Source organism: Bradyrhizobium sp. CSA112, assembly GCF_029051645.1.
GTDB lineage: Bacteria > Pseudomonadota > Alphaproteobacteria > Rhizobiales > Xanthobacteraceae > Bradyrhizobium.
This window is the reverse complement of sequence record NZ_JAACFS010000001.1, coordinates 33,986-45,817: the sequence shown is the minus strand read 5'-3', so window position 1 is coordinate 45,817 and position 11,832 is coordinate 33,986. Positions and strand designations below refer to the sequence as shown.

General features: G+C 58.6%; 20 protein-coding genes and 1 pseudogene. 14 read left to right on the top strand and 7 right to left on the bottom strand.

What is annotated here, in order from left to right:
• Nucleotides 1-33: 33 nt before the first annotated feature.
• From GWE18_RS00250 to GWE18_RS00225, 6 genes are read right to left on the bottom strand one after another with little or no spacing between them, the layout of a single operon-like run.
• Nucleotides 34-732, bottom strand: coding sequence for a hypothetical protein (locus GWE18_RS00250; RefSeq protein ID WP_275183819.1), 699 nt, complete (start codon nucleotides 730-732; stop codon nucleotides 34-36).
• A 38-nt stretch (nucleotides 733-770) separates the two neighbouring features.
• Nucleotides 771-1,502, bottom strand: coding sequence for a PD-(D/E)XK nuclease family protein (locus GWE18_RS00245; RefSeq protein ID WP_275183818.1), 732 nt, complete (start codon nucleotides 1,500-1,502; stop codon nucleotides 771-773).
• Entirely contained in the window at nucleotides 1,499-1,966 is a 468-nt protein-coding gene (locus GWE18_RS00240; RefSeq protein ID WP_275183817.1) for a hypothetical protein, read from the bottom strand. The genes GWE18_RS00245 and GWE18_RS00240 overlap by 4 nt, the downstream gene beginning before the upstream one ends.
• On the bottom strand, nucleotides 1,963-2,472 hold the full coding sequence (locus tag GWE18_RS00235; protein WP_275183816.1) for a hypothetical protein: 510 nt from the start codon (nucleotides 2,470-2,472) through the stop codon (nucleotides 1,963-1,965). The genes GWE18_RS00240 and GWE18_RS00235 overlap by 4 nt, the downstream gene beginning before the upstream one ends.
• A 3-nt stretch (nucleotides 2,473-2,475) precedes the next feature.
• A complete protein-coding gene (locus GWE18_RS00230; protein WP_275183815.1) occupies nucleotides 2,476-2,871 on the bottom strand; it encodes a hypothetical protein in 396 nt (131 codons plus the stop codon).
• A 52-nt stretch (nucleotides 2,872-2,923) separates the two neighbouring features.
• Nucleotides 2,924-3,232: a hypothetical protein gene (locus tag GWE18_RS00225; RefSeq protein ID WP_275183814.1), complete on the bottom strand. Its 309-nt coding sequence runs from the start codon at nucleotides 3,230-3,232 to the stop codon at nucleotides 2,924-2,926.
• A gap of 617 nt (nucleotides 3,233-3,849) precedes the next feature.
• Here GWE18_RS00225 and GWE18_RS00220 point away from each other — a divergent pair.
• From GWE18_RS00220 to GWE18_RS00155, 14 genes and pseudogenes are all read left to right on the top strand, one after another.
• Complete coding sequence (locus GWE18_RS00220) at nucleotides 3,850-4,155, top strand: hypothetical protein (protein WP_275183813.1); 306 nt, start codon at nucleotides 3,850-3,852, stop codon at nucleotides 4,153-4,155.
• A 431-nt stretch (nucleotides 4,156-4,586) separates the two neighbouring features.
• A pseudogene (locus GWE18_RS00215) lies at nucleotides 4,587-4,808 on the top strand (hypothetical protein); the annotation flags it as partial.
• Nucleotides 4,809-4,905: 97 nt separating this feature from the next.
• Nucleotides 4,906-5,067, top strand: coding sequence for a hypothetical protein (locus GWE18_RS00210; RefSeq protein WP_275183812.1), 162 nt, complete (start codon nucleotides 4,906-4,908; stop codon nucleotides 5,065-5,067).
• Nucleotides 5,064-5,255 carry a hypothetical protein gene (locus GWE18_RS00205; protein ID WP_275183811.1) on the top strand — a complete coding sequence of 64 codons (192 nt, stop codon included), beginning with the start codon at nucleotides 5,064-5,066 and terminating at the stop codon, nucleotides 5,253-5,255. Before GWE18_RS00210 ends, GWE18_RS00205 begins: the two co-directional genes overlap by 4 nt.
• A gap of 108 nt (nucleotides 5,256-5,363) precedes the next feature.
• A complete protein-coding gene (locus GWE18_RS00200; RefSeq protein WP_275183810.1) occupies nucleotides 5,364-5,510 on the top strand; it encodes a hypothetical protein in 147 nt (48 codons plus the stop codon).
• A 304-nt stretch (nucleotides 5,511-5,814) separates the two neighbouring features.
• A complete protein-coding gene (locus GWE18_RS00195) occupies nucleotides 5,815-5,967 on the top strand; it encodes a hypothetical protein (protein WP_275183809.1) in 153 nt (50 codons plus the stop codon).
• Nucleotides 5,968-5,970: 3 nt separating this feature from the next.
• Nucleotides 5,971-6,393 (top strand): hypothetical protein, encoded by a 423-nt coding sequence (locus GWE18_RS00190; protein ID WP_275183808.1) that lies wholly within the window; start codon nucleotides 5,971-5,973, stop codon nucleotides 6,391-6,393.
• Nucleotides 6,386-6,559 (top strand): hypothetical protein, encoded by a 174-nt coding sequence (locus GWE18_RS00185; RefSeq protein ID WP_275183807.1) that lies wholly within the window; start codon nucleotides 6,386-6,388, stop codon nucleotides 6,557-6,559. The genes GWE18_RS00190 and GWE18_RS00185 overlap by 8 nt, the downstream gene beginning before the upstream one ends.
• Nucleotides 6,560-6,812: 253 nt before the next feature.
• A complete protein-coding gene (locus tag GWE18_RS00180) occupies nucleotides 6,813-7,277 on the top strand; it encodes a hypothetical protein (protein ID WP_275183806.1) in 465 nt (154 codons plus the stop codon).
• The gene (locus GWE18_RS00175) at nucleotides 7,274-7,555 is read left to right on the top strand and encodes a hypothetical protein (RefSeq protein WP_275183805.1); all 282 of its coding nucleotides are present in this window, start codon (nucleotides 7,274-7,276) and stop codon (nucleotides 7,553-7,555) included. The genes GWE18_RS00180 and GWE18_RS00175 overlap by 4 nt, the downstream gene beginning before the upstream one ends.
• A complete protein-coding gene (locus GWE18_RS00170) occupies nucleotides 7,552-8,283 on the top strand; it encodes a DNA methyltransferase (protein WP_275183804.1) in 732 nt (243 codons plus the stop codon). The genes GWE18_RS00175 and GWE18_RS00170 overlap by 4 nt, the downstream gene beginning before the upstream one ends.
• Nucleotides 8,280-8,477 (top strand): hypothetical protein, encoded by a 198-nt coding sequence (locus tag GWE18_RS00165; protein ID WP_275183803.1) that lies wholly within the window; start codon nucleotides 8,280-8,282, stop codon nucleotides 8,475-8,477. Before GWE18_RS00170 ends, GWE18_RS00165 begins: the two co-directional genes overlap by 4 nt.
• Complete coding sequence (locus GWE18_RS00160; RefSeq protein ID WP_275183802.1) at nucleotides 8,474-8,683, top strand: hypothetical protein; 210 nt, start codon at nucleotides 8,474-8,476, stop codon at nucleotides 8,681-8,683. Before GWE18_RS00165 ends, GWE18_RS00160 begins: the two co-directional genes overlap by 4 nt.
• Before the next feature lie 163 nt (nucleotides 8,684-8,846).
• Nucleotides 8,847-9,866, top strand: a complete 1,020-nt coding sequence (locus GWE18_RS00155; RefSeq protein ID WP_275183801.1) for a tyrosine-type recombinase/integrase — start codon at nucleotides 8,847-8,849, stop codon at nucleotides 9,864-9,866.
• Nucleotides 9,867-10,056: 190 nt separating this feature from the next.
• On the opposite strand, the gene GWE18_RS00150 is transcribed toward GWE18_RS00155, so the two are convergent.
• On the bottom strand, nucleotides 10,057-11,688 hold the full coding sequence (locus GWE18_RS00150) for a S8 family serine peptidase (protein ID WP_275183800.1): 1,632 nt from the start codon (nucleotides 11,686-11,688) through the stop codon (nucleotides 10,057-10,059).
• Nucleotides 11,689-11,832 lie beyond the last annotated feature (144 nt).

The following is an 11,832-nucleotide window of genomic DNA, read 5'->3' as shown; positions in this document are numbered from 1 at the left end:
GTTGTCGTAAGACTTCAGTGTGTCGCCGACCGACTAACCGAAGCTGTTTGCGTCAGCCAACGGGGCCGGCTGCGGTGCCACAGTCGGCGGCGGTACGATGGTTGACCCGGTAGAAGGTGCCGTGCTGGGTGAAGCGACAGCCGCAGCCTCTCCAGCCAACGGGGCCGGACGATCCATCCAGTTCACGATGGCAAAGCTCGGCTTGTAGTTCGTGGACTGGCCCGATTTGACGGGCTGGACGCTGGCGATCTTGACGATCGGCAGCTTGCCAGCCTTGCTCTCGGGCGCCGCAGAGAAGGCGTCGTGCAAGGCGTCCATAGCCTCGATCACGCAACCAGCCGCAGATCCGAACACGCGCGGAACGCCGCCCCCGCTGTTCTTGTCCAGCAACAACTGGACTTCGAACCCCTGCTTAAAGGCCGGCTTGCCTTCCGCGTTCTTGTCGTCGGGGCGCGGCGGGATCGGCTCCTTGCCGAGCGTCACCAGGCGCCGAACCGGCCCCTGTGTTGTGTAGTTGATCCAGCCAACGCGGATGTTGGCGAGGTCCATCACCATCTGCACGGTGTTGGTGATCTCCACCTTGTCCGTGTGCCAAGTGCCGTCGCCTCCCTGCGCGCGATCGACACGAAACATTCGCCCTGCTTTTGCGTCGTAATTAATATACGGCTGAATATCGCCGCCACCAGTTCCACCAGTCGATAAACCGAGACCCATCGGGTTCTCCTCTTGCAACAAAACCACCGCTCAGGCGGGTGGCGTGCCAATTGGGGTTAGATGCCCCAAATCTCGAAAGCCAACTGCCGCGCCGCAGGCCCAGACCAATAGAAGGACTCAAGGTCGGGCACGGTAATGTTGACGAAGAACTGCGGATCGTCTGACAGCGCGAGGAACGCTTCGCAGCGCAGTGCCATGCGGTAGAGCGCGTTGCGGTGGTCGTTGATGTTCTCGATCCGGTATGTGGCCTGCTTCTTCGGCGTCACGTAGCAAGCACGGGCGTCGGCGTTGTTCGACGTGACATAGAGGGACACTTGCCGGGCGTGCGCGACCTTGACCGCAGACGGCATCTTTTCGGTCGTCTTGAGGTCGATGGTGATGTTGTGCTCGGCCCAGTGATAATCGAGGTAGCCGACGATGGGATAATCCAACCCTTCCGGTTTCCACTCGACAAACTTCTGACACTCGGTCGGAACACCGTAAGGTCGCAACTCTTCAAGAGCTGACTTCACCATGTCAGGAATGGTCGTGCGGTATTCCTCGCGCCTTTTGTCCGCAGAAAGTGCGGTGATCGTGTCGTACTTCTTGAAGGCAACGTTGTTGCACTCTTCCATCGACGCGGCCGGGTTCATCAGGCCGTGCGTCACGCCGTCCTCAACTGCTGTGCCGCGGTGGGCCGGTGCCCCGACTGGCTGGCGGCGGCCCAGGATTTTCTCGACAACGAACATTGAAACGCAGCCGGAGAAGAGGTTAAGGCTGCTCGGGGAATGCCTGGCGAAAGATTTCATGCCGCCACCTTCATCAAGACTTCAGCGCCATAGAGCGCGATCAGGGCCGCCTCGGCCCGGCCGTCATGCTTCTTCAGCTTGAAGCTTTCGGCCGCAGTCGGGAACATGCGGATCGCGCGCAGCCGGCACTCGTCCTTGTCGGAGGACAGACCGAAATGCTTCTTCCACTTCTGCGGCGTTACGAAGTGCAGAGGCACATCCATGGCGCCAATGACGCCGCGAACGTCGCCGTAGGAGCGGCCAAAATTGAACATGGAGACCACCCCTTGACCTGGCATCGCTGACACGCGCTCGATAACCGCCAGCGTCGGGCGGTGAATGCGGATCAGGCGGGCGAGCTCGTTCACGTTGATCTCGCCGCCGGCCACAGGCACGTCATCGACAGCGATGCGGCTCGGCACCATCGGGAAGTAGAACGCGACGGCGCCGGAGATGCCGGGATCAACGCCCATGATGATGGTCATGCCGGCACCGGCACAAGCGAAGGCTTGCGCTGAAGCTGCGCGAGACTGTGATCAATATAAGGTTCTTCAGCCTTGCCACTCAGCTTGCGGTCCAGTGCCGAGAAACCGATTGGCGGGTCTCCACAGAACGCACCTGTGAGTGTTTGCGGCGCTGATAGCCGCATCGCACGCTCAGCAAGAGCCTCGGGTGGCGCTCTGTGGGTTATGGTTGGCTTGTCGGGTCGCGGAGTGGAGCGGTATTCGCCGCTTTCGTTTCTGCGGGCGTTGATGCGATCACGACGAGCTTGCCGCTTCTCCGCACTCATATTTTCCCAGCGGATCTTGCCTTTGACTTGCTCCCTTGATCGCCCGATCATCAGGGCGATACTGGCGACGTCGTGACCCCTGCCGATGAGATGTTTGACGCGTATCCATTCTTGCGCCCCCCACTTCTCTTTGCCGCAAACGCAGCCTGTTCCTTGTGGCGGGTCGGGATCGTGCACATGCACTGCAACGTCGTGTGTCATGATCTATTCCCCCTCAGTCGTGCCCACCAGAGCCTTAGCCGCCCGCACAGCAGCGTGATCAGCCCCGGTAATTTCCTCGGTGACTTTGATTTCATGTTCCAGCTTTCGCATTTGTGCCGCACACTCTGCGCGATAAGCCGCCCTGATGCTCTCGTAGACCGAGATGCTGATTGTCCTCAGTCGGTCCCGGCGATATCGAAGCGACCAGAGGAAACCGTAATCCACTCCATACTGACGTTCGATTTGGCGCATGGCGTTTTCAGTATCGCCTGGCCCTCGGGCTTTCATACGCGTGAGGTCTTTCGACCACAGGGCGGCCTGATCCAGATACGCAGCGTCAGACATCGGCAGAACCTTTTTTCCCATTTGCAAACCCTTCCATGTTTTTAGTTCGGACATGAAAGACGCGGCTAACGACAACCAACCACTTCTAACCAGGCATCCCCGCCTGTTAGCTCCAGTCCAGCAACGCGACGGCAATCGCAAGCAGGACACCAACGGAAATTCCAAAGACAGTCACGAAGAAGCAGGCAGCGAACTCACGGTGATCGAAGACCGCATCAAGTTTTTGAACTGGATTGAGTTCGTGCTTATGAAGAAAAGAGCCGCCGCGAACGACGGCCAAGTTGAACCGGCTGGGAGAATTGCCGGCTAACGAATTTGAATCGCGCTGTGCCCCCCGCGCGATGTGAGACCCGGCTGATGGTTGTGCCCCCGACATCAGCCGGGTTGTTTCACTCGGAAATCCGAAATTTCTCATTTCATCCCTCCGTAGGCGGAAGTGGCGGCGGAAGCGCGATGATGTCAGCCGCCACCCTTTGGAGTTCAGTTGCGATGATGTTGGCGCAGCGGCCAACGCACTCGTTGCAAATCTTGCAGCCATCGCTGGTGATGATCCGGAAAACCTGATCGTGACGCTTGCCGCAGAATGAGCAGTTGCCGTCAGCCACGAGCTTTCCAATCCGATGTCCAAAGAGAATCGGGGGCGTCTTTGCCGATCGATACGAGATGGCTTTTCAGGGGCTGGTACGTGTAGGCGGGAAACTTCCCGGCCTTCCGCCAATTCGAAACAGCGGGGTCCGTGCGCCCAATCAAATTCGCAACGGCTTTGGTGCCGCCGAGGGCGTTAACTACCGCGTCCGCAGTGAGAAGTTCATCCGTGTCCATGAACCCCTTATATTTCAGAAGTTCTGAACATGCAAGCATTCAGAAAAAAGAAATATGAATTTCTGCGTTCATGTAGGACCATGAAATCTGCATGGTCACGCATCCGTGATTAGAATGGTTCCAAGGCGTGTGACCAAAACATCGCATTTCCGCCTTTGAATTATTCAGAGGGCGTGCAAAAATTTCCTAGGGGATGGTGAAAGCGTAAAAATGCATACCAAGCAAAGCGGCGGGAAATTTAGCCCGATGGCTACGCGATTGCGCTTGATTCGCTTGGCAGAGGGCGAGACTAATTCATCAAGATGGGCGAAGCGGATGGGATGGACACTCCCCCAGCTCAGTAATTATGAAAACGGCGTCAGGATCTCGCTCAATGCGGCGATCCAGATGGCCGAACGAGTTCCCGGCCTGACCACAGACTATATCCTAAGGGGCGTTATGGATGGCATGACGGTGGACCTGCGGCGCCGCCTGGAAGAGGCAGAAGCCGCTGGCCTAGTGGGCACCCAGCGTTAACCAGCGAATGGTATGACGTTTGTGGCCCTTCGGGCGCCCTCGTCAGGGTGATCGACCAGGAAAGTATCAATCAGCTCCCTGACGGCTTGCAGGACCAATAGAGCGTCCGCGGTATTATCTGGCAGTTGGCCGGCTAGGATGATTGCGGCTCGGCGGTGCCAGCCTAGAGGCATTCCCATTCCCATCGCACTACCCCACTATTTTTAATTTTACCCCATAGAACATATATAGAACAGCCCGCCCCGTGAATCGATTGTGTCGGGTTGTGGACGAAAGCGTGTCACGCTGATTCCGTTATGTAAAGTTGCATCTTTCAGAAACCGTGGAATTACGGGCGAGAAATAATTTCAGAAATCATGAAATCCTCTATTGCGATTTCAGAAAGTCTGAAGTAGGTTGCTCCCATCAGATCGAGCCGGGGAGCAAATCAGATGCCCGCACATTGCAGCACCACTCAGCACGCCAGCCACTCCTATTACGTCGTGATGATCGACTTCGGGAAGCGCGGCCTAGAGGCCGTTGTCGATCCCGAGATCACCCGCCGCGGGGTCGTCGCCCGCATCAGCTCCGGCGAATACACCAACATCGCGTTCATCCAGCACATCGAGGGCGGCTACGTTTTCGACTGCACCGATGAGCTGATGGCCGAGGCCGGCGTTGGCGTCGAGGTGGCAGCGTGATGGACATCTATGAAGGCATCTTCGGGCTAGTCATCTTCTTTGCAATCGGTGCTTTGATCGCGGTGACGATATGAGCAACGAGCAACTCGCCGACATCCTCAAAGCTCAATGGAATCTTCTCTGGCCCTTGAACCCGGTGGAGCGCTGGAAGCGCATTGAGGAAACGCGCCTCGATTATGAGTTCGAGGAGCAACTGAAGGCAGTCGATTTCGAAATGGGGGCAGCACAATGACCACGATCATTCTCAGCGAAGAGCCGAGTGATACCGACGCCGTTCTGTCGTCACTGCGCCACGATGCAACCTGGCTCCTCGAATTGTCAAACGCAGATCCGCGCTCGTTCGTCGGCCGCGAGCAAGAACTCTATTCGATTTTGAACGTGATGCAGCTCGTCACCAGTCGGTTCGCGAAGGTCGCGTGATGATCACGCTTTGGCACCTCGTGATGCTCTGGCTGATGTTCAACGCGGCGGTCGCGGTGGCGCTTACGCCAGTGTCGCGATGATGAAGGGGGATCGGGGATGAGGCTCATGGCGCTGATAGTTTTATTCCAGGCCGCAAATTTCTCGACTGCGGTCTATTTCGACACCGGCCGCGCTGTGCAGATTTTTGCCGCGCTCGGCTTGGGCTGGCTGCTCGGGCTTTTCTTTTCCATGTTGGAGATCGAACGATCATGACCACACCTCCACGCATTCAGCCCATGAGGGCAAGTCCATGACCCCGATATCCCCGATTCCTGAAATCTTCTTCGCGGCCTGGTTTTGGATGTGTTGGGAGGACCGGCAATGACGAAATGGCTTTTGATCATCGGCGCGGCGCTCGTCGCCCTCAAGCTTTACAGCGGGAATTTCGGGCCGATCTTGGATTTTTTCAAATGATCCGACGTGGACCAATTACAGGATACGCGATCTTGGCCGTTATGTTCATCGCAACATTAGCCCTCGGGTGGGCTTTGGCTTCTCTGACGAAAGGATTTTGCCAGTGAACTCTGCTCGCATCTGGCTATCGCTAATCACTGTTGTTACGGCGCTGTATCTGATCTGGCCGCCGCTGTTCTTTCTGGCGGTGGGGATTTTGTTTGCAGGAGCCGCGCTTGCGATCGAGGCGGCTTCGAACGGCTATAGGGGGAGTTAACGCATGACCGAACCTCACAAGTGCTCTCCTGACACCGTGGAAGCCATCGTTCTTCGTGCAATGAAGAACAAGCGCGACCCGGAAATATACGGCACGTCACATGCGACTGTGATGAACGAGGATATTGCGCAGAAGGCCGCCCGTGATATTGCCGTCCTCAACGCTCAAGCGGCGACACCGCCAAACTGTGAGGACTGCGATAATCGCGGGTGCGAACTCTTTGGGTGTGCGCTCTCAAAGGGTGTCGATCCTGCCCAACGATCGCCAGATCTTGCCCTGGTGGCCGTTGCGAAGATGGCGAAAGCCGCCGCTGAGATGGAATTAGGTTTCGCGGCTGCCCCCGATTTCTCGCCGCGCGAAATGCTTGATGCCGCGAACGCCGCCCTATCCTCGGTGTCATCGACGGAGGGCAAGAGCCATGCGTGAGCAGGAAGACGATACAGCGCACATGCGCACGAAATGGCGCTGCTCCGCGTGCGGGGGCATCAACAGCATGGAGTTCGACAACGTTTGTCGCCGCTGCATGGACCGCGCACTGGAGCTTGATGCCGAAAAGCTATCCGCGCTTCCCTCTCCGGAGCGCCAGACATGAGCATCACATACGAAAGCGCGCACAAGCGCTACCGTGATGCCCGCGAGGAATATCATAGGCTCGAATCCGAACTCGCCGCGGCGCGAGCAAAAATGACTGCTGCCGAGCGAGAGTGTTCCGTCGAATGGCGAAAACTCTTGGACGATACCGCCCTGTCGCGCCCACATCGCGAGGCTCCCAAATGAAACATTTGTCTGGTTGCGAGGCGGGAAATTTTGGCTCCTGTACTTGCCACGAAATACGAGCGGCGCGGATGGCGAAGGTGAATACTGCAAAAGAGGCACTGAAACGCGATCGGGAAAGAGAAGCGACCCTCAGTTTTATTTACGAGGCGCTGCGCTTCGCGTTGTGGGCTGCCGGGGAAGGCATCTGCCCTGCGCCGGGTGAACTGGCAACGGCGCCAGAAGACTTCCTGTTTGAATACACCAATGCAATCGATGGCGATGACTGGGACGGCGTGCCGGAGTCGATAACGTCACTTCTCCGCGAATCCCTAAAGACGATTGCACAAAATCGAACCTGTGCCACCTGTCACGCCGTTTTGGCTGATGGTCCGCAACCCGCCGCTACTTATGGGCGGCCTATCAGCGCAGATACGCTAGCCAACTTTCTTTGGACAACCGGGCTCAAGGAAAGAGCTAGTGCGGAGTTGGCGCGAGACCTCTTAGCCAACTTCAAGGTATCCGCGCTGTCTTCGCAAGAAAGAAACACTCCATGACACCATCCCAACGCAAAATGGCGCGCCACGCTCTCGGCCTCGACGGCGAGCGCAAGCGGTCCTACCGCAACAGGTATTTCACTTCGATCGATACCCCGAGCGAGGATGAATGGAATGATATGTGCCGGCGCGGCCTCGCTGAGCGGGAGAAGGGCGGCGGCAAGATGGTCCACTTTTATCTTACCGACGAAGGCGCCAACGCGGCATTAGACCCAGGCGAGATACTTGATCCCGAGGACTTCCCGGCTGCTGTGTCCACACCGAAAGACCCCCAGTGACGCGCAAGGAAACATTGGCTGAAGGCGTTGAACTTTATCTCGGGGACTGTCGAGATATAATGCCAACGCTTGGCAAGGTGGATGCCGTGGTTACTGACCCGCCTTATGGATTGAATTACAAGCCCTATAACACTCGGGGCAAGGTGCACGCCGACGGGCCAGTAGAATTCCGAAGGATGCTGCTCCACCTCGCGCCAGCGTTGGCCTTGTGCGACCCCAAAACGCTTGGCTTATTCACCAGATGGGACGTGTGGCGCGACGTCCATGCGGCATTTGAACACCTTTTCCCGCCCTGCAATTGCGTCATTTGGGACAAAAATGACCTCGGAAAGGGAAACCTGTCTCATTTCGGAAACTCGCATGAACTGATCTATGTTTCTGCTCCAGCAAGACACCTCATGAAGGTCAACGACACAAGGCCACTCAATATCGTTAGATCGAAAAGAGTCGCATCATCTGAAATGGTTCATCCAACAGAAAAACCAGTTCTTGTACTTGAGTTCCTGATCTCCGCATTGAGTCACCAAGACTGGATAGTGCTCGACCCGTTTATGGGAAGCGGGACGACGGGTGTGGCCGCCGTCAAACTGGGCCGCAAGTTCTTCGGCATCGAAATTGATCCCAAACATTTCGATACAGCCTGCAAACGGATCGCCGAAGAACTTGCTCGCCCCAGCCTATTTGGCGAGGCCACCAAATCCATCAAGCAGGAGGCTTTCGGGCTATGAGCGTCACAGAACTCGAAGAGATCGCTTCCTTCACGCTGGCGCTTGAAGAAGTCGCCGCAGAGAATAGTGGAATTGGCCCCAATGGTCTTCGGTTCATGTGCAGAGAGGCGGCCAGAACTATACGCAAGCTGCGGCCCGATCTCGCATTTACCGAGGGCTCCACTGGTGGTGTGGGAAGAGAGCAACAGCCATGATTGAAAAGCAAAAAACCGAGTCGCCAACGCAATTCACGCTCCGGCTCATCCGCGCCGAGATCATCGAGCAGTGCGCCAAGGTGGCTGAAGATGCGATCCCCTCAATCAGAACGCATTATGGCGTCGCTGAATCGGTCGGGGCTCAAATTGCCGCCAACCGCATCAGGGCGCTCTCGCTCCCTCCGTCGGATCGTGAGACCCCATGATGCTGCCAAGGGCCATTACGCCAGAAGCCTTTGCGAAGGACATGGGTTGGTCGCCGAAACGTGTGCGGCAACTCGCAAAGAAGCTTGGCGCGTGCCGGGTTTTGGGCAATCGTATGGCGCTCATGCCCGAAGATATTAATGTGATACTGGAGGCGACGAAGCTATGCCCCTCAAGCTATTCAAGCGGCGCACGCGCGATGGAAGAGATATATGGCACTACCGCGGGTCAGTTGCCGGACATCGACTACGAGGCACGACTGGCACAACGGACCGCAAGGTCGCCGCGCGTATTGCGTCCGAGATCGAAAACCGGACCCACAAACGTCATCTCGATGGGCCGCAAAAAACCCTGACCTTTCCGCAGGCCGTCGCCCTCTATCTAAAGGCTGGGAAGTCGGACAAGTATCTGAGCAAGATTGAAGACCACTGGAAGAACACTGAGGTCAGCAAGATGACGGCCGGCGCGATCCGACAGAGCGCGATCGATCTATATCCGAAAGCCGGCGGCGCCACGCGGAATCGCCAGGTGATCACGCCGACGCAGGCGATCATCAATCACTGTGCCGAGCTGGAGCTTTGCCCGCCGATCAGGATTAAGCGATTCAAGTTCGACGCCAAGATCAAGAAGCCGGTTTCGCTGGAGTGGGTCAATACCCTGTGCGCTCATGCCCGGCCGGTCATCAAGGCGCTGGTGCTGACCATGTTCTCGACTGCCTGCCGCTTCTCGGAGGCGCATCGCCTGGAGTGGGCAGACATCGACTTCCAGGGCCGGACGATCAAGATCCGCGACACCAAGACCGGAAACGAGCGGTTCGCCCACATGACGCAGCCTCTATTGGTGGCGCTGGCGAACCTGCCGCGGGACAAGAAGCCGCTCTATTGGTCGGAGAGCCAGCTTCGCCGCTTCTGGGATGACGACGTTGCGGCCGCTGCGGAGGCGGTATCCGGTTTCGAGCGGCTGACCTTCCATAGCTGCCGGCATGGCTTCGCAACCAAGATGCTGCGCGACAAGGTAGACCCGAAGACGGCGGCGAGCCTGGGCGGCTGGGCGGACATCGGATTGTTCATGAAGACCTACGCGCACGCGATGGAAGACGCCACGCTGACCGAAGGGCTTTTTGACACGCGACAGACACGCGAAGAGGGGTCGGTTGAACAAAATCAAGAGGTTAGGGAGAAATAAAGACCCGTCCGGGGGGACAACCGGACGGGTCAAGCCATATGGGGCGCTTGGGGTGGATGGGCGCTCGCGCCGAATACAGCCGATGGGGAGGGATTACCGCTCCCACAGAAATAAGTCGCAGCACCCTCGCCGAACGTTCAAAATGCCCGGCGATTTTTTTAGCCTTGCGTTCGGGACGATCGCCGGAAAATCACTGCGCAGCAGGCTGTTTTGCAGCGTTTGACGCCGATTTGTCCGACGCCATCGATGGCTTGGAGTCATTCAGCGCCCGGCTCACGGAAGCGTTATCGACAGACGGGTCAAGCGCCGGCGCCTTTTCCCCGGTCGGCTTGCCGGAACCTGAGGCAAGCGGAACCGCCGGCGCGGCGGCCGCTGCGGCAACTGCGGCAAAGGCATCGGCCTCGCCTGCTCCGAACTGATCGTCGCGGCCGGGCGTGCCGAGATCGCGGGCGGTCTTCGTCAGGATCGCGCGAATTTCACCCGGCTTCAACGCAGGATTGCGTTCCAGCATCAGCGCGGCAACGCCGCTGACATAGGCGGCCGAGAACGAGGTGCCCGATGTGATCTGATATTTTTCATCCGGTGCCGGCAGGAAGATATCGGCGCCCGGTGCTGATATCGCGATGTGGTTGCCCCGGTTCGACGCCGCAAACAGCCGTTCCTGCGCGTCGGTGCCGCTCACCGCGATGACGTTCGGGTTGGCCGCTGGATACAGCGGCGGCGATTTCGCGCCGGCATTGCCGGCCGCAGCCACCATCAGGATGCCACGGGCTGCGGTAGCGGCGATCCCCCGCTCGATCAGCGGATCTTTCGGGCCGGCAAAGCTCATGTTGATGATCTGCGCGCCATGCTCGGCCGCGTAGTTCAATCCCTTGAGGATCACATAGGAGGTGCTCTCCGCGCCCTTCGATCCCGCGCCGAATGCGCGGATCGCGATCAGCCTCGCCTCCGGCGCGCTGCCCATCAGCTTGGCATGCGCAACGATCGCGCCGGCAATGCCGGTGCCGTGGACGTGCGGACCTTCCTTGCTGCCGAGCGCGTCGAAGCTGTCGGCGACCGAATTGGCGAGCTCGGGATGTTTGACGTCGACACCTGAATCGATCACCGCGATGGTGACGTTCATGCCGCGGACGAGCGCATGCGCCTGCGGCAACCGAAGCTGGACGACCGCGTATTGCACGGCATCGCCCGCGGTCGAAGCCCTATTCTGATCCTGCAGGAAGTAACGGAAATTGAGCTGCACTGAACGCACGCTGGCGTCGGCCGCGAGTTCGCGGCGCACGGTGTCCGCGGGCCGGTTATCGACGATGCGGAACAGACCGATGGTGCCGCCGAGCAACGGGAAGTTCTGAGACGCGATGCGCTCCAGGCCGTGACGCCGTGCCAGTTCGTCGGCTTCGGTGGTGGATAACGCGCCGTCGATTTCTGCTACGAGTTCGTTCTTGACCACGCGCAGATTAACCGCTGCCTGTGCGTTGTTGTTGCCCGATCCGCCCTTGCCTTTCTTGGCCGAGATACCGTTGCCGCCGCCGGCTGACATCACCGGACGATCGAAACATTCGCCGTCGGGACCGCGAAGCGCATATGCGCAAGCCGGATAGAGATTGGGCGAAAACCGCGCATGGGGCAGCGTCGACCGCACACCGGCGCCCGGACGGACTCGCAAGGTCGAACTCATGGTGCCGATCCGGGACGGCGGCGTCCGTGCGACGGTATCGGCGCGTACGGCCGGCCGCGCCGCGATGGTCGGACTGATCCGCGGCGTTACCGTCGGACTGATGGTGGGCATCCGCGAGCCAACGTTCAGACTGGGGGTGCGCATGATGCTTTGCGCATGCACCGCCGAGAGTCCGAAAGCGATTAGTGGCAACAGCGCGGCCGACAACACCCATGCCGCACGCTGGATCCTTGCCCGCCAACTCACGCCATCATGAACCATGGGACCTCAGCTTGCCCGGCCCACGCC